The organism is Kitasatospora sp. MBT63 (assembly GCF_000710465.2).
GTDB lineage: Bacteria > Actinomycetota > Actinomycetes > Streptomycetales > Streptomycetaceae > Kitasatospora.
In genome coordinates this window covers 10,704-32,316 of the sequence record NZ_JAIZ01000748.1, presented here as the reverse complement: position 1 = coordinate 32,316, position 21,613 = coordinate 10,704, and the positions used below count along the sequence as shown (strand labels likewise).

Below are 21,613 nucleotides of genomic sequence, written 5' to 3'. Positions count from 1 at the left end.
GGGGCTGTTTCATGCCCGAACACAGGGGGAACCAATGGGCACTGTTGACGCAATGATCAATGCCGCTTCGGCTGATCTCGGGTACCGCGAGGGCCCGAGCAGCGACACGAGGCCGGCGAGACTCTGAGGCTGGCCGCATGACCGCGCACCGGCACTTCATGGTGTCTGAGGACACCGAGGACGACGCGTACGGGATCATGTTCCGACTCGCGTCCGTCCTGGTGCGAGCCGGAATCACCGAGCGCTACGGCATGTCCGTCCGCTGGATCCCCTCTCAGCGGGACCTACCTCCCGGGTGAGGTGTCTACCTGATCGACCGTATGGCGGACCAGCCGACCCCGGCCGGTTTCACCTTCGTGACCACGGTCCGACACGCCCGGGCCCTGGTCGCCGAGCTGGCCGCCCTCGCGGCGTAAGCGTGAGGAAGCCCCGTCACCCCATCAGCAGGGTGGCGGGGCCCTGAGGTCAGCAAATTGGGCGACCATCGCTCAGGTATCGGGCGTGGCCGTCGGTCAGCGCCGAAAGTGCAGCGTCAAAGCGCGAGTGCAAGCGAGGGCGGAGCAACGCACGAGCTTCGGCGGGTTCCATCATGGCTAGCTCTGACAACTCATCATCATGTGGCCGGAGTTGGGCAGACTGTCCGGCGGACAGCTCGCCACCATCCAGGATGAAGGCAAGCTGATCGTCCCAAGGGCCGTGCGGGGGAACCCACTCCACTGCGAGGAGCCGGCCGGGTGTGAGGTGCAGCCCTAGTTCCTCGCGCACCTCGCGCCGCCCTGCCTCCTCGGGAGACTCGTTGGCTTCAACCATGCCACCTGGCAGGTCCCAGTCAGGTTTGTAGCTGGGGTTGACCACCAGCACCCGGCCGCGTTGGTCGCGGATGATCAGGTCAACGGCAACTCGCTTCCGCGCTTGTTTGGCATTGCCCTCGGCTAGGTAGGCGTTCCACGCTTTCGGGTCGTCAGGTGTGGGCGGTGTCGTCAATGCCGGTTCCTCCCCTTTGCTGCGGCATGATGTCGGCGAGCAGCAGCGCCCTCATACGGCGCGCATCATCGAATCGTGCCAGATACTCACAAACGGGGCGGTAGGTGGTGTGCTGGCTCAGCTGATCACGAAGCCCGTCAAGCTGTTGAACCACCCGGACCGACCCCATGGTGGGGCTGGTCGCGAGAAGTTCGACCCCAACGCCAACGGCGGAATCTAGGTCGCCTCGCCTGACGTGCAGCGAGGCGAGCGTGATCCGACTCAGGGCCAGCGATCGGGCTCGGCCTTCCTCGCGCAGGCTAACGGCTTGCTCCGCGTACGTAAGCGCGGATTCGACTATCCCCAAGTCCCCGAGGGCAAGCGCGGATTCGCTCGCGAGAGTCGCGTGATCGAACGGCGAGAGCCACGGGTGATCGTCGTCTGCACCAAGCTCAAGAGACACACTCGCCTGATCAAGAGCGGCGGTCGCCGGAGCGTACTGCCCTGTAGCTGCAAGGGCGCGGGCATGCATGGTATGCAACCGAGCCATGAGGCTTGGCAGGTGCGGCCCGGAGCGCGCAAGCTCGACCCCGACCAGCGCCCAGTGAACTGCCTGCCGTGGATCGCCGGTCTGTAGCGCAAGGTGGCTGCTGCTGGCGGCGACGTGTGCGGCTAGAGGTAGGTCGCCAGAGGTTCGCGCGAGCGGCAGCGCCTTCGAGAAGTGCGCCGCAGCGAGATCATCTTGCCCTGAGTCGTGGGCCATCCAGCCGGCCATTTCCGTAAGCGCGGCGGCCGCCCCGAACACCACAGGGCCGGACGCCCCGTCGACTAAGCGGGGCGCGACGCTGGCTGTCAGGTGCCGAACCACTGCGCTGTAGAGCCGTCCGCCCCCGGCTTGCCGGTCCGCGTTCCGGAAAGCGTCCATCGCTGAGAGATCGTCCGAGTCGGCGAGCACTTCGCCGAGCGGTGTGTGGTACGGCGCTGCCTGCGCGGCTGCCTCCCATGGACGCCGGGCGAGTCCCAGCAGAGCGCCCGGGATGTGGAAAGCGTCGGCGATCTGCTCAAAGACCGCTAGTTTCTCGACCCGGAAGCGGCCGTTCATGTAGTCGTAGAGCCGCCCTTGGCCGATCCCCGCCGCTGTTGCGATGCGCCGAGTGCTGACCCCACGGGTGTTGAGCAACTTGAACAGGGCGCCCATGTCTCTGGTCCGAAGGATGGAGAGCAAGCGCTCATCCCCGAGTAGGCCCGCGACAACGTCGCGTGGGTCCGCTAGTTGCTGGTCCACTGGTTCGCTCCCCTGGCAGAGTGCTCCGATCGTAGACCCACTCTGTGTGCGCAGACTCCAACATGGAGTCACCAACGTGGAGTCCTGTGGACGTGCAACGACACCGTTCAATGTCGTCAGTCGGATAGCCCATTGCGAGATCGTGAGGTGCCGTCCGTCAACGAGCGTGTTCGGTTCGACATGACGCCCGCCAAGGCGTCCAACGGCCAGAAAGCTGGATGATGAGCGAGACCCCCGAAGCGCCCGAACGGTCAGCACTGTGGGCCCCGGCGCACTCGGATTGTCGGCCCCGGCGGGTCGGCAAGAGCGAGACAACCACCCGGCATGGTGACTGGCGGCTCCGCCAGGACGACGGGCCCGACGTAGACCCGGCCGCCTACGTCCTGGTGTGCCGGTCCGAGGCCGAGGACGGCACCGTGTGCGGCGCCGAGTCGGGCCCGGTCCCCACCACGGACGAGATGCGGGAGTGGGCGCGGAAGCACGAGTGGAACCACGACGACCACCGGAGCTTCCGACTGCTGGCCGACGTGGCCATGGTCATGGTCCCCGAGGTGGAACCGCTGTGAGCCTGCCGAGCCGGGTCGAGGCCGTCGCGACGATCAGCGTCGTCCTGGTGGCCGCCGGTGCCGCGTCCGGGGCTGTCCTGGTGATCGATCCCGAGCCGGTGGGGGTTCGACAGGCTCTCTGGTTCGGGGTCGCGCTGCCGCTGCTGCTACTCGGAGTGCCGTGCGGCGCTGCCGTGGCCGAGCGGTGGCGCCGACGCAGACGCATCCGCCTCACTGTGAGGCGCGTCTCCGGCCACCGAGAGGAGCAGCCGTGATTGGTGCCGTGATGGAGCCCGGCACCCTGCCGAAGGTGCCGCTGGGACTGCCCTGGCTGCCCGGACTGTGCTGGGGCTGCCTCGCCGAGCGGGACGTGACGCCCCTCGGTGGGGCCGAGCTGGACGGCGCCGAACTGCCTCTGTCGGTCTGCCGCTGGTGCCTCGCCGGTCTCCGGCAGAGGCTCACCGTTGTGCAGCGCTGGCACCAGCTCGGCACCCTCGCCGGCCAGCGAGCGCACCGGGTCGCGCAGTGGTCCCGGGCCCTGCGACGCCGCAGACAGGCGGAAGGACGCCACCGAGCCCCCGTCCGCACTTAGCCGCCCGCTCTGGCGTCCCATCCATGAGGCTCCCCCTCCCCATGGGCCAGAGCGGGCCCCAAATCTCCCGTCCCGAGCCGTGGTTGAGGCCCGGTCGCCCGTGACGGGGCACGACTCCCACCCCGGCCGTCCCCAACCCTGGACAGGTCGAGCCGGTCGGGGTGGGATTACACAACTCGGCTACCTGGCCGAGCTGTTGATCCTGTCAGCACCACCAGCGAAGCGGAGGCGCAGAACAGATGACAACCGCAGCGTGGGGAACCACCCGCATGGGGCCGTACGCCGATTCCCCGGTGATCCCGGCCCATACCCCCGTGATCGACCCCGAGACGCAAATAGCCGTGATCGTGGACCAGCACGGCCGCACGGTTGAGATGGGTGCACACGGCACCAGCACCAACACCAGCACGCCCACCAGCACGGGCGGCGGCGACGGGCAGGGCGCGAACCCGACGACCGACATGGACAGCATCCCGGCCAACGACCAGGACCAGGGCACGGGCTGATGTCCGGGGGTCGACACCGGGCCGTACTGGTCCTGACCAACCCGTACGACGTGACGGCCGATGTGGTGGTACGCATCCTCGCTGACCGCCGAGTACCGGTCGTCCGTGTCGATCCCGGCGCCGATCTGCACACGGGTGCCTCGCTGTCCGCCACGTACCGTACGAACGGACAGCGGGGCACCCTGCGCACGCCGAGCCGGGAACTCGACATCACCGACGTTCGGTCTGTCTGGCTCCGCAGACCCTCGCCCTACGAAGCGCCGCCCGGACTCGCCGAGCACGACGCGAAGTTCATCAGTGCGCAAGCCTTCTGGGGCACTGGGGGCATCCTTGCTTGCCTTCCCGGAGCACACTACGTCAATCACCCCTGGCGAATCCGCAATGCCGAGTACAAGCCCGCGCAACTTGCTGCCGCCGCCCGATGCGGGTTCCTGGTCCCGGACACTGTCATCACGGCAGACCCGAACGAAGCCCGCGACTTCTGCGCCTACCAACCCGGCGGAGCTGTCTACAAACCACTGTGGGACAGCCGGTACCGGAACGCGGAGGGAACCGCGCAACAGGTGTGGGTGCGCGGGGTCGACCCGGCCGAGATCACCGACGCCGTGTCCGCATGCCCCCACCTGTTCCAAGCCAAGGTGCCGAAGGTGTTCGACGTGCGGGTGACTGCCGTCGGTGACCGCCTGTTCGGGGTCCGGATCGACAGCCCCGATCTCGACTGGCGCCACCGGCAAGACCTGATGACGTGCACGCCCATCGAGATCCCCGGGGCGGTCGCGCGTTCGGTCGCCGCCTACCTTGCCAAACTCGACCTGGTGTACGGCGCGTTCGACTTCGCCGTGACCCCTGACGGCGCCTGGTACTTCTTTGAATGCAACGCCAACGGGCAGTGGGCATGGCAGCCGGCGGAGACCACCGCAGCAATCGCCGATGCCCTCGCCGACCAGCTAGAGAAAGGCCCCGACACGTGAGCACATCGGCCGAACTTCGCGCCGCAATGGTGGCTGCCTTCACGGGGGACGACATGGTGACCGATCCCGCGTGGGATCGCGCCGCGAAGACCGTCCCCCGGGAACTGTTCGTCGGGTCGTACTTCCTTCCGGTCGAAGGGAGCAACCCGACCGAGTACCGGCCCGTTCGCGAGGGCGAGCCCGGATGGCTGGAGAGCGTCTACACGAATCAGACCCTCGTCACCCAACTGGACGGACGGACCCGCCCGGAGGACGTGCCCGACGGCACCGTGACCGGCGCCCCGTCTTCGTCATCCACCCTGCCGTCCCTGGTACTGCGCATGTGGCACCAGCTCGACACCGAGGCCGGGCACCGCGTGTTGGAGATCGGCACAGGAACGGGCTACTCAACCGCCCTCGGTGCGCACCGCCTCGGGGACACCAACATCACCAGCATCGAATATGACCCCACGGTGGGTGGGGCTGCTGCCACTGCCATCAAGGCCGCCAGCTACGCGCCCCGCCTGATCATCGGTGACGGGATGCTCGGCGACCCGGACGGGGGCGACTACGACCGGCTCATTGCTACCTGTTCGGTTCGGTACATCCCGCCGCCGTGGCTGCACCAGGTCAAGCCGGGCGGAAAGATCCTGGTAACCCTTTCCGGCTGGTCCTACGGATTCGGTCTGGCTCTGCTCACCATGACAGCCCCCGGAGAGGCCACGGGCCGGTTCCTGCCGGGCTTCACCAGTTTCATGATCGCCCGGCCGCATGACCGGCCGCCCCGCCAGAGCCTTTCCCTGCTGCCCGGCAACGAGCGGCCCAGCAGGATCGACCCCGAGGTCATCAGCACGTGGACGGGTGGGTGGGTCGCACAGCTCGCGGCACCGTCAGCCGAGCGGATGGGCGCGGGCGGGCATCAGATTCTCTCGGACGTGGCCACCGGATCGCAGGCCCGGACCATGCCCAACCCTGACGGGGGGTGGACCGTGGTCCAGCGTGGCCCGCTCCGGCTGTGGGACCAGGTGGAGAACGCCGTAGAAGCGTGGCAGACGAAGGGTAAGCCGCACCAGGACGGATTCGGCATCACCGTGTCCGAAGAACGACAGCGGGTCTGGCTCGGCACCGCGGACGGTCCGGGCTGGGATCTCCCGATCTGAGCCGGATAGGCTCGGTGGGGGCGCAGGCGTCGTATTCACTCAACGGCCATTGGCTATCCTGCGCCCTCGGCCCCGTCCCGCTGGTGATCCGGCAGGACGGGGCTCAATGGTTCCCGTTGGCCTGGTCGATGCGCTCCGCCTGGTCGGTCACGAAGCTGCCCATCCCGAACTCGGTCCGGATCAGCCCCTTGCGTCGAAGCTCCGCGAAGACCTTCCCAGCGGTGATCTTGGCTACCGAGAACTCCGCTTGGACCATAGGGCTTGTGATCATCGAGCCCGGCGCGTAGCCGTTGGCGCCTCGCTCAATTCGTGCGGCGAGGACTGCCACGATCTGGGGCCACTTCGGGCGGGTCGGGTCAAGGTCGGTCACAGCGCTACGGTATCCGGCTGCGCACCGCCACGCCTGCCTACCGTAGGTAGTGGCCGCCTATGGACAGGTATAGGCTGGTCCCGTATTTTCAAGAAATTAGAGAACCCCCGGAAGCCGATTAGGCCCGGCTCCGGGGGTCGCGTCCGACAGCTTTAGGGAGCTGAACGAACATGCGACACCTTATCGCCCTCGCCCTCCTGTGGGTGCTGCGCCGAATCCTTCCGGCTCGCGGACAGCACCGCGCCGCACCGGCCACCCCCGAGCCCATCCGGGTCACTCTCCCCGAACAGCGACTCGCGTCGTGGGCCGAGCGAGAGAACCCGTACGTGGGGCCGCTGGTGCGCCCGTACGTCGACCACACGGCATGGCTTGCCGAGCTGGACGAAATGCAGCGCCAGTACGAGGAGAGGGAGCAGCAGCGCGAACGGCGTGAAGCCCTTCGGGCAGTCGTGATGGGGAAGCCCGACCCCGGATACACCTACCCCGGCGCGCACACGCTCGCTGGGGCGGTGGCGTGATGACCCTCGCCGCTACCGAGAAGCCCACATGCGGCGCCCCTCGCCCCGGGCAGTTCGACGGAGCCCCGTGCGTCCGTGAGCCGTTCCACGGGGACAACCACCAGAACGCCCGCGGGGAGACGTGGCCCCGCCTCGCTCCGGTGCGCTGCGCTCGGTGCGGGGGTCCGGCCCCCACCCCGGTCCCGATCGTCCACCAGGAAGCCGCGAGCGGCCCCGGGCACACCCTGTGGGCGTGCTCGCTGACCTGCCCGCAGTAGAACCCCCCTCGCCCCGTCCGGGACCGATCCCGGGCGGGGCACTCTCGGCCCTGTCGTAGAACCGTTAGTTACCGCCCGTCCGGAGACCCCGAGGGTAGCGAGTTCTGCTTGCTGCGGACCCGGCTGAGCTGACCGGGCCGGGCCGCCCGGGCCGGTCCGGTCCGGCCGCGCGTCGCCGTCCGGGGCTCCGGAGCCGAGACTGGAAGGGGGATCCCGGTTCGGGTGAGGAGCACGTCATGTCTGGTCTGATCCGCAAGAGTTTCGACAGCCCCGAGGAGGTCCGGCCCTTCGAGCAGGACTCGGGGAAGGTGGAGCTGGTCAACCTGGACGCCGGAGCGGTGGGACGGGGAACCTTCGAGCCCGGCTGGAAGTGGTCGACGCACATCAAGCCGCTCGCGGGTACCGAGACCTGCCAGGCCTCGCACATGGGGTACGTGATCTCGGGCCGGATGCACATCGTGATGGACGACGGCGAGTCGGCCGACTTCGGCCCCGGTGACTTCATGGTCTGCCCGCCCGGCCACGACGCCTGGGTGGTGGGCGACGAGCCCTGCGTCGTGATCGACTGGCAGGGGCTGTCGGACTACGCCAAACAGCGGTAGCGGCCCCCTGAGCCCCGAGCCCCGAGCCCTGAGCCAGGTGTCAGGGCAGGTGTCGGGCGGCCCCGGCCTCGATGATGGCCGCGCTGGCAGCGAAGCCCTCGGCGGTGCCGCCCATCGGGTCGGGCACGTCCCGGCCGTCCAGGTAGAGCCGGATCTTGGCGGCGTTCCGGGCACCGCCGAGGGACCGCAACTGCTCCAGCACGGAGCGGTCCATGGCGAGCACGACGTCCGCCCGATCGAGCATCGCGGCGTCGACCCGGACGGGGCGGTGGCCGGAGAGGTCGTAGCCGAGCCCGGCCGCGGCCGCGATCATCGTGGGGTGGGCGGTCCCGCCGACCCATAGGTCGAGCAGGCCGGCGGAGCTCACCTCGGCGGCCGCGCCCGCCTTGGCGGCGAGCACCGCGGCGGCGAGCGGGCTGCGGCAGTAGTTGCCCAGGCAGACCGTGAGGATGCGCAGCGGGGCTCCGGTGGGGCCGGTGGTCACGGGCGTGCTCCGATCGGTCGAACCGCGGGCCCGGCCGACGGCCGACGGCCGTCGTACCGGGGGAGGGACACCACCATGATCCGCCGACCGCACGGGTGAGGACACCGGGACACCGGGACGTCAGGACGCCAGGACGTCCGGGCGGTCGTCGGGCGCCGGGGTGCCGCGCGGTGGAACGGGGCCGGGGCCGGGGTCGGGGCCGGGACCGGCCGGGCCGAGGTCGCCCGCGGCCGGATCCTCGAACGGGGAGGGGACCGGGAAGCAGTCCCGCAGGAAGGCCCGGACGGCGCGGTCCTGTTCCGCCCGCGGAATCGCGTCGCGGACACCGTCGGCGAGGCAGAAGGCGTCGGCCCAGCGGCGGTCCGCCAGATCGCGCAGCCGCCCGAGGTCGTCCCCGCTGTCCACGCGGAAGTAGCCGTGCTCGAGCTCGCCGGTGACGGCCCGGCCGGTGGCGTGGGCGAGGTGACTGGCCAGGGTCACCGGCGCGAGGTCGGTCGCCGAGCGGAAGGCCGTCCCGGCGGTGAGGGCCAGCGGCTCGGCGAAGCGCTCGGCGCTGTCCGCCAGGATGCTGCGCCGCAGCGGGTACGGGACGTGGCACAGGACCCGCGGGTAGGTCCGCCCGCACGCCGCCCGGATCGCGGCCCGGGTGTTCTTCTGCGCCGCGACGTAGACGGTGTCGCCCGGGCCCGCGTCACCGGGCGGGATCACCCGGTCGTCCGGGAAGACCTTGGGCAGGCCGTTGCCGTGGAAGAACAGCTGCGGGCTCAGCGGCCGGCCGAGGAACATGTCGTCGTTGAAGTACAGGAAGTGTTCGGCGAGGCCGGGAATCAGGTGCAGCCGGGCTTCGATGGCGTGCGAGTTGAACACCGGGCGGGCGCCGCCGTCGGCGAACAGCTCCCGGTGGGAGACCACCGTCAGGCCGGGCCACGAGGTGTCCAGCCAGTGCGGCACCTGATCATCCGTGACCAGGTGGACGTGCCTGACCCAGGGCGCGTTGGCCGCGATCGACCGCAGGCAGTAGCGCAGTTCGTCCCGGTTGCGGTAGCGCTGCGGGGTGTCGCCGGGCAGTGCGTCCGGCCCGTCGTCGGGCAGGCCGCGGTCGGCCAGTACCCGGGCGCGGGCCTCGGCGCGGCGGCGTCGCCAGGCCCGGTCGCGGTCGTCGACCCAGGACACCACGGCGTCGACGGGGAAGGACACGTCCTCGGGGAACGCGGTGGCGAAGGTCCGCGAGCGGGTAGGTCCGGTCCCCGATCCGGATCTCCGAGGTGGCCTCCAGCGAGGAGAGCCACCAGCCGTACGGGGTCACCCCGATCGAGGCGACGGCACCCTCCCCGGACTCCGCCGCGTCCCAGAACTCCACGTCACAGCCGTGGTCGGCGCCGTAGTGCACCCGGCCGCCGGCCAGGACGGGCCGGTACACCCGCACCCCCTTCACCCGGTCGCGCCCGCTCCCGTCATCCGCCTCCCCGCCCTCGTCCGGTGCCGCCGCCGGGGTCCGCGCGGGCGGCGCCTCCACGGCGGGGACGGCGGCGGGAAGCTGCTCGGCGAGGACGGTCCCCAGCGTCCGGCCGTGCTCCAGCAGGTCCGCGTAGACGGGCCGGCCGGCGAAGGCGGCCGCGCAGGCCTCCAGCGCCGCGGTCCGGCCCCCCGGACGGATGGCCAGCCGGTGCCTGCCGGGCCGGTCGGGCACCACGGCGAACGGCACCCCGGCCGCCGTGAGCGCGGCGGCGGTCTCGGCGAGGTTGGCGTCCGCCGTCTCGCCCGGCAGCACCGGGCCCCGCAGCAGGGCGCACCGTTCACCGTGCCGGACCAGGTCGGGCAGGTCCGCCAGCAGCTGCTCCTCGCGCTCCAGCAGCGGATCGGGCCGCGGCCGCGCGGCGGCGGCCGGGGCCTGCGCAACGGCCTGCGGAACGGCCTGCGGACGTCGTCGTGGGGCCAGCCGGTCGGCGAGGCGCCGCAGCCGGCGCCGCAGGGCACGGGGCACGGCACGACGGACGCGCATGGAACCTCCGGGGGTCGGCGCCGCCGCGGGCCCGGGGGCGGCAGTACGGCGGCGAAGGCGGAAACGGCGCAGGCCGGGGAGTCTGCCAGGCGCTGATGAGCCCAACCCGGGAGGACGCTTCCCAGCAGCTGGACCACCCGCCGTCACCCGCCGCCACCCGCCCGCTCGGCGTCCGCCGCCACCCCGCGGCGCCCGGCACAATGGCCACGGCTCCACCCGCCGTCGAAGGGCCCGACACGCCGACCAGCCAGGAAGCAGGCCATCCGGATGACCCGCCGCGAACGCTGGGAACACCGCACCCAGAACCCGCTGATCGCCCTGTCCGTCGTGTTCGCCGTGGCGTACGCCGTGCCGATCCTCGCCCCCGACGCCCGGCCGTGGGTCCTGCACGGTGCGACCTGGGTGGAGTGGGCCGCCTGGGCGGCGTTCGCCGTGGACTACGGCATGCGGCTGCTCCTCGCCGAGCAGCGCTGGACCTTCGTCCGCAGCAACCCGCTCGACCTCGCCTCGGTCCTGCTGCCCCTGGTCCAGCCGCTGCGGCTGCTGCGCCTGGTCTCCACCCTGCTGCTGGCCGGGCGGCGGGTGCGGATGGCCTCCCAGGTCCGGCTGACCACCTATGTCGCGGGGGTCGTGCTCGGCCTGCTGGTGTTCGGTTCCCTGGCCGTGCTGGAGATCGAACGCTCCTCGCCGACCGCCAGCATCCGTACGCTGGGCGACGCGCTCTGGTGGTCCTTCACCACGATGACCACGGTCGGCTACGGGGACCTCACCCCGACCACGGGACTGGGACGGCTGCTCGCGGTCGCCCTGATGCTCTCCGGCATCGCGCTGCTCGGTGTGGTGACCGCCAACATCGCGGCCTGGTTCGTCGCCCGCTTCCAGGCGGAGGAACGTGTCGACCACCAGAACCAGCAGGCCATCCTGGAGCTCACGGCCGAGGTCCGCGAACTGCGCCGGCAGCTCGCGGAGCTGGGCGCCGTCCGGCCCGCCGACCCGCCGTCCGAGCCGTCCGAAGGCCTGTCCGCAGATCTGTCCGCCGAGCCATCGGCGGAACCGTCCGCCGAGCCGCCCGCCGGGCCGTCCCGCGCCACCGAGCCGGTGGCCTGAGCCGGTGGCGGGCCTGGCAGCGCCGGACCCCGGTCACCGGTGGTGTCGGCCACCGGTGTTGCCGGTGGCCGGAGTTCACGCAGGCGCGGCTCAGCCGCCGCCCATCCCGCCCTGGGCCGCCACCAGCGTGGTGCCGAGGCCGCCCACCGCGCGGGCCAGGGCCGGCGACAGCTCCGACAGCCGCCCGGTCAGCGCCGTCACCCGGTCGCGGTGGGCCCGGCGCTCACCGCGGGAGACGACCAGGCCGACGCCCCCGGCCGCGGCCAGCGCCGCCAGTGCGGCCTCACCGAGACCGACCCGCGCCGGGTCGCCCTCGCCGCGCAGCAGCGCCGCGGTCGCCCGCTGCACCGCCAGCGCCTCGGCGGGGTCCGGGACCAGCACCCGCCGCCGGGCGGGCGGCCCGTACGGGTCGCGGTCCTCGATCAGCACCGCGCCCAGGACGGCCAGTTGCTGCTCGACGGCCTCCAGGGTGTCCTCGCGGTCCCGGCGGATCCAGGCCTTCCAGCGCCGAGCATGGGCACCGACCTCGGTCAGCGCGGCGTCGAGGACCGGATCGCCGGTCGGCTCGGCCTCCGCGACGGCCACCGTGCCGCCGTCGTCGGCCACGCTCCCGCGGCGGGCCAGCTCGGCGAGGACCGCCGCCCGCACCAGGAACCCCGTCCGGGTGCGGTCGAAGAGGGTCTGCCGGTCGGTGTCGAACGCCATCAGATAGGTCGCGAGATGCAGCGGTCGGGTCATGCACCGACCCTAGGCCCGCGGCGGGCGCCGGGGCATCGCCCGCAAGGCCGGTCCGCCGTCCGTCCGGATGAGGACGCCCGCGCCGGGCCGGTCGGCCCTCAGTAGGACTGGAGCTCGATCAGCGTGCCCTCGGGGTCGCGCAGGTGCGCGGTCCGCAGGGTCGGCCCCCAGGACGGCCGGTCGGTGGCGGGCGCGACCTCCTCGGCGCCGTGGGCCAGGCAGAGTGCCAGTCCCGCGTCGACGTCCGCCACCCGGCAGACGAACATCGCGCCGCCGCCGGGCGCCGGGGACTCCGCGGCGGTGAGGCCGGTCGCCGCCGCCATCGCGGCACGCTCGAACAGCACCAGGACGCCCTGCCCGTCCACGTCCCAGTGCGCGTACGGGCCGGCGGGCCCGCCCGTCGCCAGGCGGGCGCCGACGAGCCGGGGCAGCACGGCGTCGTAGAAGCGGAAGGTCTCGGCGAAGCGGGTGACCAGCAGGCGGGGGTGCAGCGCGTCCACGCGGTAGCCTCCAGAAATAATGGGTCCACACCCACTATAGGTGAGCACCTAGAATCATCGCCATGAACCCCGAACCGGCCCCGGACACCCTCCCGCCCAGCCTGACCGGGCTCACGACCTACCTGCTGTCGCGAACCGGCAAGGCCGCCCGCGGCCTGCTCGCCGCACGGCTGGCCCGCCGCGGGCTGCGCCTGTGGCACATGGCGGTGCTCGCCGCACTCGCGGACTTCGGCCCGCACGCCCAGCGCGAGCTGGCCGTCCGGCTCTCCGTCGACCCGAGCGACATCACCAAGGTCGTCGACGACCTCGCCGCCGCCACCTGGGTCGAGCGCACCCGCGACCCCGCCGACCGCCGCCGCGTCCGCGTCCACGCGACCCCGGCCGGACTCACCGCCCTCACCGAACTGCAGGCCGAGGCCGAAGCCGTCCAGGCCACCCTCCTGACCCCGCTCACCCCCGCCGAACGCACCCAGCTCACCGACCTCCTGCGCCGGGTCTTCGAAACACTCCCCACCGGCGGCTGACCACCCCGCGCGCGCCGGGGGAGAGGGTCGTGCGGCCGCGGCGGAAGCGGCGGCGCCCGCGCCGCCGGGCGGGGAAGTCGCCCGTACGGCCGACCGGACCTCCGGCGGCGGCCGGTCGCGGCGTGCCGTCCGGCGCGGCGGCGCCGGGGCCAGCAGGTCGCCCGGTTACGCTCCTGACCCTGTGTCATCTTCCTCAGGAAGGTGTGGACCGCCTGCGCCGGACACCGACCCCGACGGTCCGGGCCGGCGCTCGGATCAGTAGTGGGAGAGATCTGGATGACGACGGCACCGCACAACGTCCCCGGCCTGTCGCACCCGGTCACGGGGGGCGCCCGGTGAGCCCGCTGCGCCGTCGTACCTTCCTCGTCCTGGCCGGCGGCCTCGGATCGATGGCGGGCAGCGGGGTGTTCGCGGGCCGTGCGGCCGCCAGCGTGATCAACGGGGAGTTGCTGACCAGCCGGATCGAGCTGCCGGAGCCGTTCTCGGTGCCGCTGCCGGCGGCGCCGTTCGCCAAGGCGGTGCGGCAGGCCGACGGCAGTGACCGCTTCGAGGTGGTGCAGCGCGCCGCGGACGTCGAGATCCTGCCCGGGGTCAGGACCCGGGTGTGGGGCTTCGACGGCCTGTTCCCCGGGCCGGTCTTCACCGGACAGGCCGGTCGGCCGGTGGTGGTGAGCGTCCGCAACGAACTGCCGGTCCCCACCTCGATGCACCTGCACGGCGGAGTGACGCCGCCGGACTCGGACGGCTATCCGACCGACCTGGTGGTCCCCGCCGGGTGGCAGCACCACGACGCGATGGCAGGCGGCCACCACGACGCACCGGCGGCCGGCCGGCAGCTGACCGAGCTGACGAAGGAGTACCGCTACCCGCTGGACCAGCGGGCCGCGACGCTCTGGTACCACGACCACCGGATGGACTTCACGGCCCCTCAGGTCTGGCGCGGACTGCTCGGACTCTTCGTGGTCCGGGACAGCGCCGAGCTGGCCCTGCCGCTGCCCTCCGGCGAGCGCGACCTGCCCCTGCTGATCTGCGACCGGGCCTTCGACGAGGACGGCGACTTCCGGTACCCGTCGCTCGACCCCGAGCTGATCGACCCGCCCGGCGTCGAGGACGCCTACATGGCCGGCGTGGTCGGGGACGTGGTGCTGGTCAACGGTGCGCCCTGGCCCGAGCTGGAGGTCGACGCGGCCCGGTACCGGTTGCGGCTGCTGAACGGCTCGAACGCCCGCCGCTACCGCCTCGCCCTGCGGCCCGGGCCGCGCGACGGTGCCGCGTTCACCCAGATCGGCAGCGACGCCGGGCTCCTGGCGGAGCCGGTGGAACTGGACGCCGTCCCCATCGCCCCGGGCGAACGCTACGACGTGGTGGTCGACTTCTCCGCCTGGCCGGTCGGCTCGACCGTCACCCTGGTCAACACGCTCGGGGACGGCGACACCCGGTGGGTCATGCGCTTCCGGGTGGTCCGGGAGGCCGCCGACGACAGCGAGGTACCGGCCCGGCTGGCCGACCCGGACGAGCTGTCGCAGGACCAGGCGGTCGCGCACCGCCAGTTCTCCTTCCGCCGTACCAGGACCTCGCACGGCGGCCACGCCTGGACGATCAACGGCGAGTCCTTCGACCCGGAGACCACCCTCGCCACCACCAGTCTGGGCAGCGTGGAGAGGTGGCGCTTCATCAGCGACGTCCACCACCCGGTCCACCTCCACCTGGCGCACTTCCAGGTGGTGGCCCGGGGCGGCGGCGACCCGCACCCGTGGGACGGCGGCTGGAAGGACACCGTCGACGTCCGGCCGAAGGAGCCGGTGGACGTCCTCGTACGGTTCCGGGGGTACCCCGGCCGGTACATCCTGCACTGCCACAACCTCGAGCACGAGGACATGGCGATGATGGGGAACTTCCAGGTCGAGTAGGCCGGCCCGGCCGGGGACCTGCCCGGGGCGAGCCGCAGCGGCCCGCCCCGGCCGGTGCGGGCCGGATCCGCTAGACGTCCGTGGTGGTCGGCATCTCGCCCGCGGTGGTCGTCATGTCGATCACGGCGAAGGCGGCGCCCTGCTGGTCCGTCAGCGCGGCGAACCTGCCGAACGGGCTGTCCATCGGACCGAACTGGAGCCGGCCGCCCAGCTTCGTGGCCTTGGCGACCGCCTCGTCGCAGTCCGCCACGCCGAAGTAGACCTGGATGAACGCGGGGACCTCGGGCGGGAACTCCTCGCCCATGCCCATCCGGCCCAGCACCGCGTTCTCGGGACCGCTGCCGCCGAGGCCGAAGATCCGGTAGTCCATGCCGGCGGCCTCCGGGTCGTCGCCCATGTCGACCTGCTGGGCCCGGTACGGGAACACCTTCGGCAGGAAGCCGTCGACCTTTGCGTTGTCCCGGGTGAAGACCTCCGCCCAGGCGAAGGAGCCCGGCGCGCCGGTCTTCTCGAAGCCCCGGTGCTCGCCCGGCTGCCACACGCCGAACACGGCGCCGCTCGGCTCCCTGGCGATCAGCATGGTGCCGAAGGTGCCGACCTGCATCGGATCCATCACCACCTCACCGCCCGCGGACCTGATCTTCCCGGCGGTGGCCGCCGCGTCGGGCGACGCGAAGTACAGGCACCACTGCGACGGCGCCTCGCTGCCGGGCATCGGCGGGACCACGGCCGCGACCGCCTTGCCGTCGGAGTAGGCCTGCGTGTAGTTGCCGTACTCGCTGGACGCCTCACCGAAGGTCCAGCCCAGCACCTCCGAGTAGAAGCTCTTCGCGCCCTCCACATCGGCGAACATCGCGTCCGCCCAGCACGGCGCGCCCTCCGGGAACCCGGTCATGTCGGTCGACCTCTCTGTCGTGTACGACGGCGTATCCGTCCCACGCTAGGTCACCGGGTCCGGACTCCCCGGGCGATCGAAGCGCGTGTCCGGTCCGGTCCCGGGCGGCACACGTACCAGTACGATTCGCGGAATGACAGAACCGATCAAGAACGAACCCCCGCGGTCCGAGGGCCGGCCGGAACCGCCCACCCGGGACCAGGTGATCGGCCGCATCGCCGACCACCTCGCCACCCGGCGGCCCGGACATCCGCTGCGGGTCGCGGTGGACGGCATCACCGCCGCCGGGAAGACCACCCTCGCCCGTGCCCTGGCCGCCGCGGTGTCCGACCGCGGACGAGCCGCGATCCACCTCTCCATGGACGGCTTCCACCACCCGCGCGCCCACCGCCACCGGCAGGGCCGCGACAGCGCCATCGGCTACTACCAGGACGCCTACGACTTCCCCGCGTTCGCCCGGCACGTCCTGGTCCCGCTCGGCCCCGGGGGTGACCGGCGCTACCGCAGCCGCATCATCGACCTCTCCACCGACCGGGCGATCGACGAACCGCCCGCCACCGCACCCGTGGACGCGGTCCTGGTGGTGGACGGCAGCTTCCTGCAGCGCGGCGAACTGGCCGGGCTGTGGGACGAGGTGGTCTTCACCGACACCGGCTTCCCTGTCGCCCGCCGGCGCGGCACCCGGCGCGACACCGAGCTGATGGGCTCCCTCGCCCAGGCCGAGCGGGCCTTCGACAACCGCTACCACGCCGCCTGCCGCCGCTACCTCGCCGAGGCCGACCCGGTCGCGCACGCCACGATCGTCGTCGGCAACGACGACCTCGACCACCCCGTGCTCCGGCGGATCGCGGACCACCGCGGCTGACCGGTCGTCAGTAAGGGCGCGTCCGGCCGACCGGCGTGCGAGGGCGGAACGAGGGGGCGCTGAGGAGATCCCGCACGCCCCGGCCCGGGCACGCCGGGCGGGCGGCGGACGTTGGCGGGGCATGCCGGAGGACAGCGAGAGCAGCATCTCCAACCGCATCGTCGGCGCCGAGGCGCAGACGGTGATCCAAGTCGGCGTGCTGCACGGCCATCTGACGGTCGACCGGCCCGCCGGGCGAGCCCCGGGGGAGCCGCAGCTGACGGTCACGGTGGACACCGAACAGCCGGACAGCACCGGCTACACGTACGAAGGCGGCGGCAGCGGCCCGGACACCGCCGTGCACCTCTACGTGGAGAGCTTCACCGCGCAGGCGGTCATCCTGCACGGGCTGCGGCCCGTCGTGGTGCGCCGGATCGCGCGCTTCGGCTGGTGGGACGCGGCGGACCTGAGCCCCCGTCGGTTCCGCGTCGGGCTCGACCGGGCCGCCGCCCACTACAACGCCGACCTCCGCGGAGCCGGACCCGCGGACGGCGCCACGCCCGGCGGCGGAGCCACCCGGGAGGCCCGGCTGGAGCGCGCGACGCCCCTCGACGGGACCGACTTCCCGTTCTACGTCACCTCCGGCGCCCCCGAGTACCTGATCGTCCGGCCCGACGGCTACCGGGAACGTGAGCTGATCGAATGGCGGCTGGAGCTGGACTGGTCCTGCCTCGGCCGGCGCGGCACCGTCACCATCGACCACGGCGGCCAACCGTTCCTCTCGGACGGCCTCCGCCCGTACCACTACGACCGGTACCGCTCCCCGGGCGGAGCGGCCCCCCGGCGCGCCGCCCCCGCGGCGCGGGAACAGCCCGGACCGGGCCGGATCCGGGCGCTCCGCGACCGGCTGCGCCGCCGACGCCGGACGCCGCCCGGCCCGGATGCCCCCGGGCCCGGACGCCCCTGACCCTGAACGCGCCTAAGCGCTGTCCTGGCGATCACGAGCGTAGCCGGCCGACGAGTGCTGCTGCGGTGACGGTGCCGAGGTAGACGTAGCGCCCGGCCCGACGAGACGATGCCTTGGGCGGTCCGGGCGTAGCAGTCCGGGCGGGTAGGCGATGGGTCATCATGAGTGCGACCACGGCGGCGGGTGCCGCCCGCCGCCGGGTCCGGGCGCCGGAGGAGGGGTGCGGCTGATGGGTCTGGCCGGCCGCGCGCGCATGCCGATCGACGGCCGCGCCGTAGCGCGCAGTCGCCGCCCCCGGAGGCTGGCGCAGGAGCTCTTCCGCGGGTGTTTCACGGCGGAGGAGGGGATCGTCCGGGAGCTGCTGCAGGAGTTGCCGCCCGACGCCCGGTACGTCTCGTTCAACAGCCACCGCGGCAAGGCCACCGGCGCCGACCTGCTCTGGTGGTGGGTGGAGCCCGGTGGGCGGGGGTTCGGCTGCCTGGTCCAGACGCGGAGCCTCACCTGCCACGCGGGTCTGTGGCGGATCGGCTCGGACCGGCGGGCCGACCCGGACTCCCAGCTCACCCGGCTGCTGTACACCGCCGAGCACCTGGAGGTCCCGGCCGCGCTGCTGCTCCACACCGGGCCCGAGGAGGCCGCAGCCGCCGCGACCACCGCTCCCGACGCCGTCACCGCCGCCGCGGCGCTGCTGCCCGCCCTGGCCGTCCGAGCCACCCTCCGCCACCGCGCGGCCGAGGCGGAGGCCGCCGGTCTCCGGTTCGGTGGCCTCGACGGGCCCGGGCTGCTGGCCGGCGCCGTGCCCTTCGCCCCGCTCCTCGCCCGCGGCGCCGGGCCGTGCCCGCCCGTCGCGACCGACGCCGAGCTCGCCGGTCAGGGGGTGCACCCTCGGCTGCGCGGGTTGCTGAGCGCACCGCAGTCCGGCGCGGGCGCGGTCGCCCGGAGCCTGCACGACGCCCTGTGCGCGTACCACCCGTGTGCCGGCCGGGCCGCCGACGGCGTCACCCTGCTCGACGGGCCCGGGCCGATGGCGCGGTTCCACCGCACCGCCCACCTCCGCCACGTCGCCGTCGGGCTGCGGCCCGCGGTGCCCGGCTACGTCCACCGGGCGCTCGCCGGGCACGGTCCGGCACGGCTCGCCCGCTACGTCGCCGGCCTGGTCGTCGTCCCCGTGTGACACATCACGCCACCACCCGCACCGGCCGTTGCCCGCCCGCAGGTACGGCAGCAGCCGTTCCCACTCCGCGTCCGACGGATCACCGCGTTCTCTGCGCCCCGTACCTGGAACATCGCGCGGATCAGGCGCAGTCACATGATCGGCCGGACAGCTCCTACGCGCCGACGGCCCGGCCGGGGTGGGCGGCGAGGCCGGTGAGCAGGCCGTCCACCGCCGTGTCCACGGTGGCGGCGACGTCGCTGTCCGCGATCATGCCGGTGTTCAGCAGGACGGCCAGGCCGTGCAGTGTGGCGAAGGCCAGCCGCCCCGCCGCCTGTTCGTCGGTACCTAGGAGTTCGCCGCGGCGCCGGGCGGCCGAGATCGCGGCGAACGGCACGGCGTACGCGGCGTGGGCCGCCGCCAGCGTCGCATCCGTGCCCTCGCGGTGCTTGCTCGCGAACATCAGCTCGACCAGCGGCATCCGGCCGATCGCGAACGCCACGTAGGCGTGGGCGATCGCCCGCAGTTGGGGCTCGAAGCCGCCCCGGGCGCCGTCGAGGGCCTCGGTCAGCCGCGCCGCGAGGTTCTCGAACCCGCGGACGGCGAGCGCCTCGAGCAGCGCCGCGCGGTCGGGGAAGTGCCGGCGGGGGGCGCCGTGGCTGACCCCGGCATCCCGTGCGAGGGCGCGCAGCGACAGGTCCTGGACTCCGGTCTCGATGAGCGCGCGCTCTGCCTCGTCCAGGAGCACGGTCCTCAGATTGCCATGGTGGTAGCTCCGTTCCGGCATGCCGGGATGCTAACAAACCGCTGGTCGGCCCGGTTCCGGGCGGTGCGGGCGGACCGATGTAGTCATTGACAACATAGGGGTGCGGTGGCAGCCTGGCGGTATGAGCACATCGCACAGCAACTGGACGGCCGCGGACCTGCCCTCGCAGGCCGGCCGCACGATCGTCGTCACCGGAGCCACCAGCGGCCTCGGGGCCGTCACCGCCCGCCGTCTGGCGGGGGCCGGCGCCCACGTGGTGCTGGCCGTCAGGGACACCCGCCGCGGCGAGGCGCTGGCGGCGGACATCCAGGGCAGCACCGAGGTGCGGCGCCTGGACCTGGCCGACCTCTCCTCCGTTCGCGGGTTCGCCGCAGGCTGGGACGGCCCGCTCGACGTTCTGGTCAACAACGCCGGCGTGATGGCCATCCCCGAGGCCCGCACCGCCGACGGGTTCGAGATGCAGTTCGGCACCAACCACCTCGGCCACTTCGCCCTCACCAACCTGCTGCTGCCGCAGATCACCGGCCGGGTCGTCACGGTCGCCTCCAACGCACACCGCCGACCGGGGGTGGACATCGACTTCGACGACCTCAACTCCGAGAAGTCCTACCGCCCGTGGCGCGCCTACCAGCAGTCCAAGCTCGCCAACCTGCTGTTCACCCGAGAGCTCCAGCACCGCCTCGCCGCGGCCGGATCCCCGGTCACCGCGCACGCCGCCCACCCGGGCTACGCCGCCACCAACCTGCAGAGCCGCTCGGCGGGCGCAGTGCAGCGCCTGGTGATGGCCGTCGCGAACCGCGTGATCGCCCAGTCCGACGAGCAGGGCGCACTGCCGTCCCTGTACGCGGCCACCCAGCCGCTGCCCGGCGGCAGCTACACCGGCCCGGGCGGCCGGGGCGAGCTGCGCGGGTACCCGGCTCCGGCGCAGCCGAGCGCGTACGCCGTCGACGACCGCAGGGCCCGCCGGCTGTGGGACCGCTCGGAGGAGCTCACCGGGGTGCCCTTCCCCGCCCTCGGCCCCGACCTCGGCGCGGCGGGGGGAACGGCCGGCTGAGCGCGGCCGGGGGGCTCGTGCGGTGCACCGGGCCCGGGGGTGGAGGGGCCGCCAGGGGCCGTGGACGGGACGACTCCGGATACGCCCGTGACGTGCAGGTATCGTGCACCTTGAAGGAGGTCGTCATGATAGCTGGCCCGGGCTTTTGGGACGTGGAGATCGAGCGGGCGGGTTGGTCGCGGATCCTCTCCCCGCGACCGGCCGACTTCCCGGAGATCGACCGGCCGAGCAGGGTGTGGGGCAGGAACTGCTACGTGCGTGGCGCGGACCGGCTGGTCATCGAGTGGTCGGACCAGGTCACCATCTCCGCTGCCCTGCTCAACGGCGTGCTCTGCCCGTTGCGCTCCGCGGAGGACCTGTCGGCCGCGATACGGCCGGGCGGCGGCCCGCGGCGCTAGTACTGCAACCGCGTGGGATCGGCGGGCTCGGGCCTGGCTGCGGCGTCGGAAGCGTGACCGGCGCAGATGGTGCTCGCAGTCCGTCCTTGCCGTCGGCGTCGCCCCATTTTGCGGCCTCGCGAGCGCGGAGAGCGGTCAGGTGGGCGAGCGCGGCCATGGCCAGGGTGGTGTGACTGGGCTGCTCGCCCCGTACTACTGAGGCTTTCAAGGTGGAGTCGGTGGGGTGAGTGGCAGGCCGGTGCCAGCCAGGCATCCATCGATAAGGGCGGGTCGGAGTTGGATATGCCGCAGTCCGCGTCGGAGGGTGCGGGTGAGATGATCCGGATCGGTGAAAGCGGTGTTCGCCGTCGGGCCGCGACGCAGGAGTGACCAGATGCCCTCGACCGGATTGAGGTCCGGTGCATAGGAGGGCAGTTGGAAGACGGTGAGCCAGTCGTGCTCCGCCGCGTACTGCTTCATGCCGACGGCCAGGTGAGTGTTGAGATTGTCCCAGACCAGAACAATCGGGCCGCCGAGCTGGATG

28 protein-coding genes are annotated in these 21,613 nt (G+C 72.5%); 17 read left to right on the top strand and 11 right to left on the bottom strand.

Going from position 1 to position 21,613, the window contains the following annotated elements; all coding sequences use genetic code 11:
• The first annotated feature begins 137 nt into the window (after positions 1-137).
• Positions 138-299: a hypothetical protein gene (locus tag AA75_RS50400; RefSeq protein ID WP_158515647.1), complete on the top strand. Its 162-nt coding sequence runs from the start codon at positions 138-140 to the stop codon at positions 297-299.
• Between the two features lie 166 nt (positions 300-465).
• Here AA75_RS50400 and AA75_RS46600 read toward each other — a convergent pair whose 3' ends face one another.
• Together AA75_RS46600 and AA75_RS39190 are read right to left on the bottom strand one after the other, a co-directional pair.
• Positions 466-984 (bottom strand): NUDIX hydrolase, encoded by a 519-nt coding sequence (locus AA75_RS46600; protein ID WP_033825233.1) that lies wholly within the window; start codon positions 982-984, stop codon positions 466-468.
• Positions 962-2,161, bottom strand: coding sequence for a hypothetical protein (locus AA75_RS39190; protein WP_051814181.1), 1,200 nt, complete (start codon positions 2,159-2,161; stop codon positions 962-964). The genes AA75_RS46600 and AA75_RS39190 overlap by 23 nt, the downstream gene beginning before the upstream one ends.
• Positions 2,162-2,469: 308 nt before the next feature.
• Between AA75_RS39190 and AA75_RS39185 the strand changes: the two genes are divergently transcribed.
• The 6 genes from AA75_RS39185 to tgmC all read left to right on the top strand — a co-directional run bounded on the left by AA75_RS39185 (position 2,470) and on the right by tgmC (position 6,001).
• Positions 2,470-2,814: a hypothetical protein gene (locus AA75_RS39185; RefSeq protein ID WP_033825231.1), complete on the top strand. Its 345-nt coding sequence runs from the start codon at positions 2,470-2,472 to the stop codon at positions 2,812-2,814.
• Positions 2,811-3,068, top strand: a complete 258-nt coding sequence (locus tag AA75_RS39180) for a hypothetical protein (RefSeq protein ID WP_033825230.1) — start codon at positions 2,811-2,813, stop codon at positions 3,066-3,068. Before AA75_RS39185 ends, AA75_RS39180 begins: the two co-directional genes overlap by 4 nt.
• Positions 3,065-3,385: a hypothetical protein gene (locus AA75_RS39175; protein WP_149038647.1), complete on the top strand. Its 321-nt coding sequence runs from the start codon at positions 3,065-3,067 to the stop codon at positions 3,383-3,385. Before AA75_RS39180 ends, AA75_RS39175 begins: the two co-directional genes overlap by 4 nt.
• 239 nt (positions 3,386-3,624) lie before the next feature.
• On the top strand, positions 3,625-3,891 hold the full coding sequence (gene tgmA / locus AA75_RS39170) for a putative ATP-grasp-modified RiPP (RefSeq protein ID WP_033825228.1): 267 nt from the start codon (positions 3,625-3,627) through the stop codon (positions 3,889-3,891).
• On the top strand, positions 3,891-4,862 hold the full coding sequence (gene tgmB / locus AA75_RS39165) for an ATP-grasp ribosomal peptide maturase (protein ID WP_033825227.1): 972 nt from the start codon (positions 3,891-3,893) through the stop codon (positions 4,860-4,862). Before tgmA ends, tgmB begins: the two co-directional genes overlap by 1 nt.
• A complete protein-coding gene (gene tgmC, locus AA75_RS39160; protein ID WP_033825226.1) occupies positions 4,859-6,001 on the top strand; it encodes an ATP-grasp peptide maturase system methyltransferase in 1,143 nt (380 codons plus the stop codon). Before tgmB ends, tgmC begins: the two co-directional genes overlap by 4 nt.
• A 103-nt stretch (positions 6,002-6,104) precedes the next feature.
• Here the strand turns inward: tgmC and AA75_RS39155 are convergent, their stop codons facing one another.
• Entirely contained in the window at positions 6,105-6,371 is a 267-nt protein-coding gene (locus AA75_RS39155; RefSeq protein ID WP_033825225.1) for a hypothetical protein, read from the bottom strand.
• Between the two features lie 170 nt (positions 6,372-6,541).
• Here AA75_RS39155 and AA75_RS39150 point away from each other — a divergent pair, with 170 nt between their 5' ends.
• Both AA75_RS39150 and AA75_RS39145 read left to right on the top strand, forming a co-directional pair.
• On the top strand, positions 6,542-6,889 hold the full coding sequence (locus AA75_RS39150) for a hypothetical protein (RefSeq protein ID WP_033825224.1): 348 nt from the start codon (positions 6,542-6,544) through the stop codon (positions 6,887-6,889).
• A gap of 493 nt (positions 6,890-7,382) precedes the next feature.
• Positions 7,383-7,748, top strand: coding sequence for a cupin domain-containing protein (locus AA75_RS39145; protein ID WP_033825223.1), 366 nt, complete (start codon positions 7,383-7,385; stop codon positions 7,746-7,748).
• Between the two features lie 40 nt (positions 7,749-7,788).
• On the opposite strand, the gene AA75_RS39140 is transcribed toward AA75_RS39145, so the two are convergent.
• The 3 genes from AA75_RS39140 to AA75_RS53010 all read right to left on the bottom strand — a co-directional run bounded on the left by AA75_RS39140 (position 7,789) and on the right by AA75_RS53010 (position 10,234).
• On the bottom strand, positions 7,789-8,232 hold the full coding sequence (locus tag AA75_RS39140; RefSeq protein ID WP_051814177.1) for a hypothetical protein: 444 nt from the start codon (positions 8,230-8,232) through the stop codon (positions 7,789-7,791).
• 120 nt (positions 8,233-8,352) lie between these two features.
• Positions 8,353-9,237 carry a stealth conserved region 3 domain-containing protein gene (locus AA75_RS39135; protein WP_233289392.1) on the bottom strand — a complete coding sequence of 295 codons (885 nt, stop codon included), beginning with the start codon at positions 9,235-9,237 and terminating at the stop codon, positions 8,353-8,355.
• The gene (locus AA75_RS53010) at positions 9,188-10,234 is read right to left on the bottom strand and encodes a hypothetical protein (protein ID WP_233289384.1); all 1,047 of its coding nucleotides are present in this window, start codon (positions 10,232-10,234) and stop codon (positions 9,188-9,190) included. Before AA75_RS53010 ends, AA75_RS39135 begins: the two co-directional genes overlap by 50 nt.
• Before the next feature lie 267 nt (positions 10,235-10,501).
• Between AA75_RS53010 and AA75_RS39125 the strand changes: the two genes are divergently transcribed.
• A complete protein-coding gene (locus tag AA75_RS39125) occupies positions 10,502-11,341 on the top strand; it encodes a potassium channel family protein (RefSeq protein ID WP_063794528.1) in 840 nt (279 codons plus the stop codon).
• Between the two features lie 90 nt (positions 11,342-11,431).
• Here the strand turns inward: AA75_RS39125 and AA75_RS39120 are convergent, their stop codons facing one another.
• Complete coding sequence (locus tag AA75_RS39120) at positions 11,432-12,079, bottom strand: GPP34 family phosphoprotein (protein WP_033825222.1); 648 nt, start codon at positions 12,077-12,079, stop codon at positions 11,432-11,434.
• Positions 12,080-12,177: 98 nt separating this feature from the next.
• Positions 12,178-12,579: a VOC family protein gene (locus tag AA75_RS39115; protein ID WP_033825221.1), complete on the bottom strand. Its 402-nt coding sequence runs from the start codon at positions 12,577-12,579 to the stop codon at positions 12,178-12,180.
• 62 nt (positions 12,580-12,641) lie between these two features.
• Between AA75_RS39115 and AA75_RS39110 the strand changes: the two genes are divergently transcribed.
• Positions 12,642-13,103, top strand: coding sequence for a MarR family winged helix-turn-helix transcriptional regulator (locus AA75_RS39110; protein WP_033825220.1), 462 nt, complete (start codon positions 12,642-12,644; stop codon positions 13,101-13,103).
• A 335-nt stretch (positions 13,104-13,438) separates the two neighbouring features.
• Positions 13,439-15,013 (top strand): multicopper oxidase family protein, encoded by a 1,575-nt coding sequence (locus AA75_RS39105; RefSeq protein WP_033825219.1) that lies wholly within the window; start codon positions 13,439-13,441, stop codon positions 15,011-15,013.
• A gap of 70 nt (positions 15,014-15,083) precedes the next feature.
• Here AA75_RS39105 and AA75_RS39100 read toward each other — a convergent pair whose 3' ends face one another.
• On the bottom strand, positions 15,084-15,908 hold the full coding sequence (locus AA75_RS39100; protein ID WP_033825218.1) for a VOC family protein: 825 nt from the start codon (positions 15,906-15,908) through the stop codon (positions 15,084-15,086).
• Between the two features lie 133 nt (positions 15,909-16,041).
• On the opposite strand from AA75_RS39100, the gene AA75_RS39095 reads away from it, so the two are divergent.
• From AA75_RS39095 to AA75_RS39085, 3 genes are all read left to right on the top strand, one after another.
• Positions 16,042-16,773: a hypothetical protein gene (locus AA75_RS39095; protein WP_051814174.1), complete on the top strand. Its 732-nt coding sequence runs from the start codon at positions 16,042-16,044 to the stop codon at positions 16,771-16,773.
• A gap of 121 nt (positions 16,774-16,894) precedes the next feature.
• Positions 16,895-17,719 (top strand): hypothetical protein, encoded by an 825-nt coding sequence (locus tag AA75_RS39090; protein WP_033825217.1) that lies wholly within the window; start codon positions 16,895-16,897, stop codon positions 17,717-17,719.
• Between the two features lie 229 nt (positions 17,720-17,948).
• The gene (locus tag AA75_RS39085) at positions 17,949-18,893 is read left to right on the top strand and encodes a hypothetical protein (RefSeq protein ID WP_149038646.1); all 945 of its coding nucleotides are present in this window, start codon (positions 17,949-17,951) and stop codon (positions 18,891-18,893) included.
• Between the two features lie 154 nt (positions 18,894-19,047).
• On the opposite strand, the gene AA75_RS39080 is transcribed toward AA75_RS39085, so the two are convergent.
• On the bottom strand, positions 19,048-19,659 hold the full coding sequence (locus tag AA75_RS39080; RefSeq protein ID WP_033825215.1) for a TetR/AcrR family transcriptional regulator: 612 nt from the start codon (positions 19,657-19,659) through the stop codon (positions 19,048-19,050).
• Positions 19,660-19,759: 100 nt separating this feature from the next.
• Between AA75_RS39080 and AA75_RS39075 the strand changes: the two genes are divergently transcribed.
• Together AA75_RS39075 and AA75_RS39070 are read left to right on the top strand one after the other, a co-directional pair.
• The gene (locus AA75_RS39075) at positions 19,760-20,692 is read left to right on the top strand and encodes an oxidoreductase (protein ID WP_033825214.1); all 933 of its coding nucleotides are present in this window, start codon (positions 19,760-19,762) and stop codon (positions 20,690-20,692) included.
• 125 nt (positions 20,693-20,817) lie between these two features.
• Positions 20,818-21,090: a hypothetical protein gene (locus AA75_RS39070; protein WP_149038645.1), complete on the top strand. Its 273-nt coding sequence runs from the start codon at positions 20,818-20,820 to the stop codon at positions 21,088-21,090.
• Positions 21,091-21,294: 204 nt separating this feature from the next.
• Here AA75_RS39070 and AA75_RS46595 read toward each other — a convergent pair.
• The coding region (locus AA75_RS46595) for a transposase (protein WP_199520522.1) at positions 21,295-21,613 on the bottom strand (319 nt) is incomplete at its 5' end.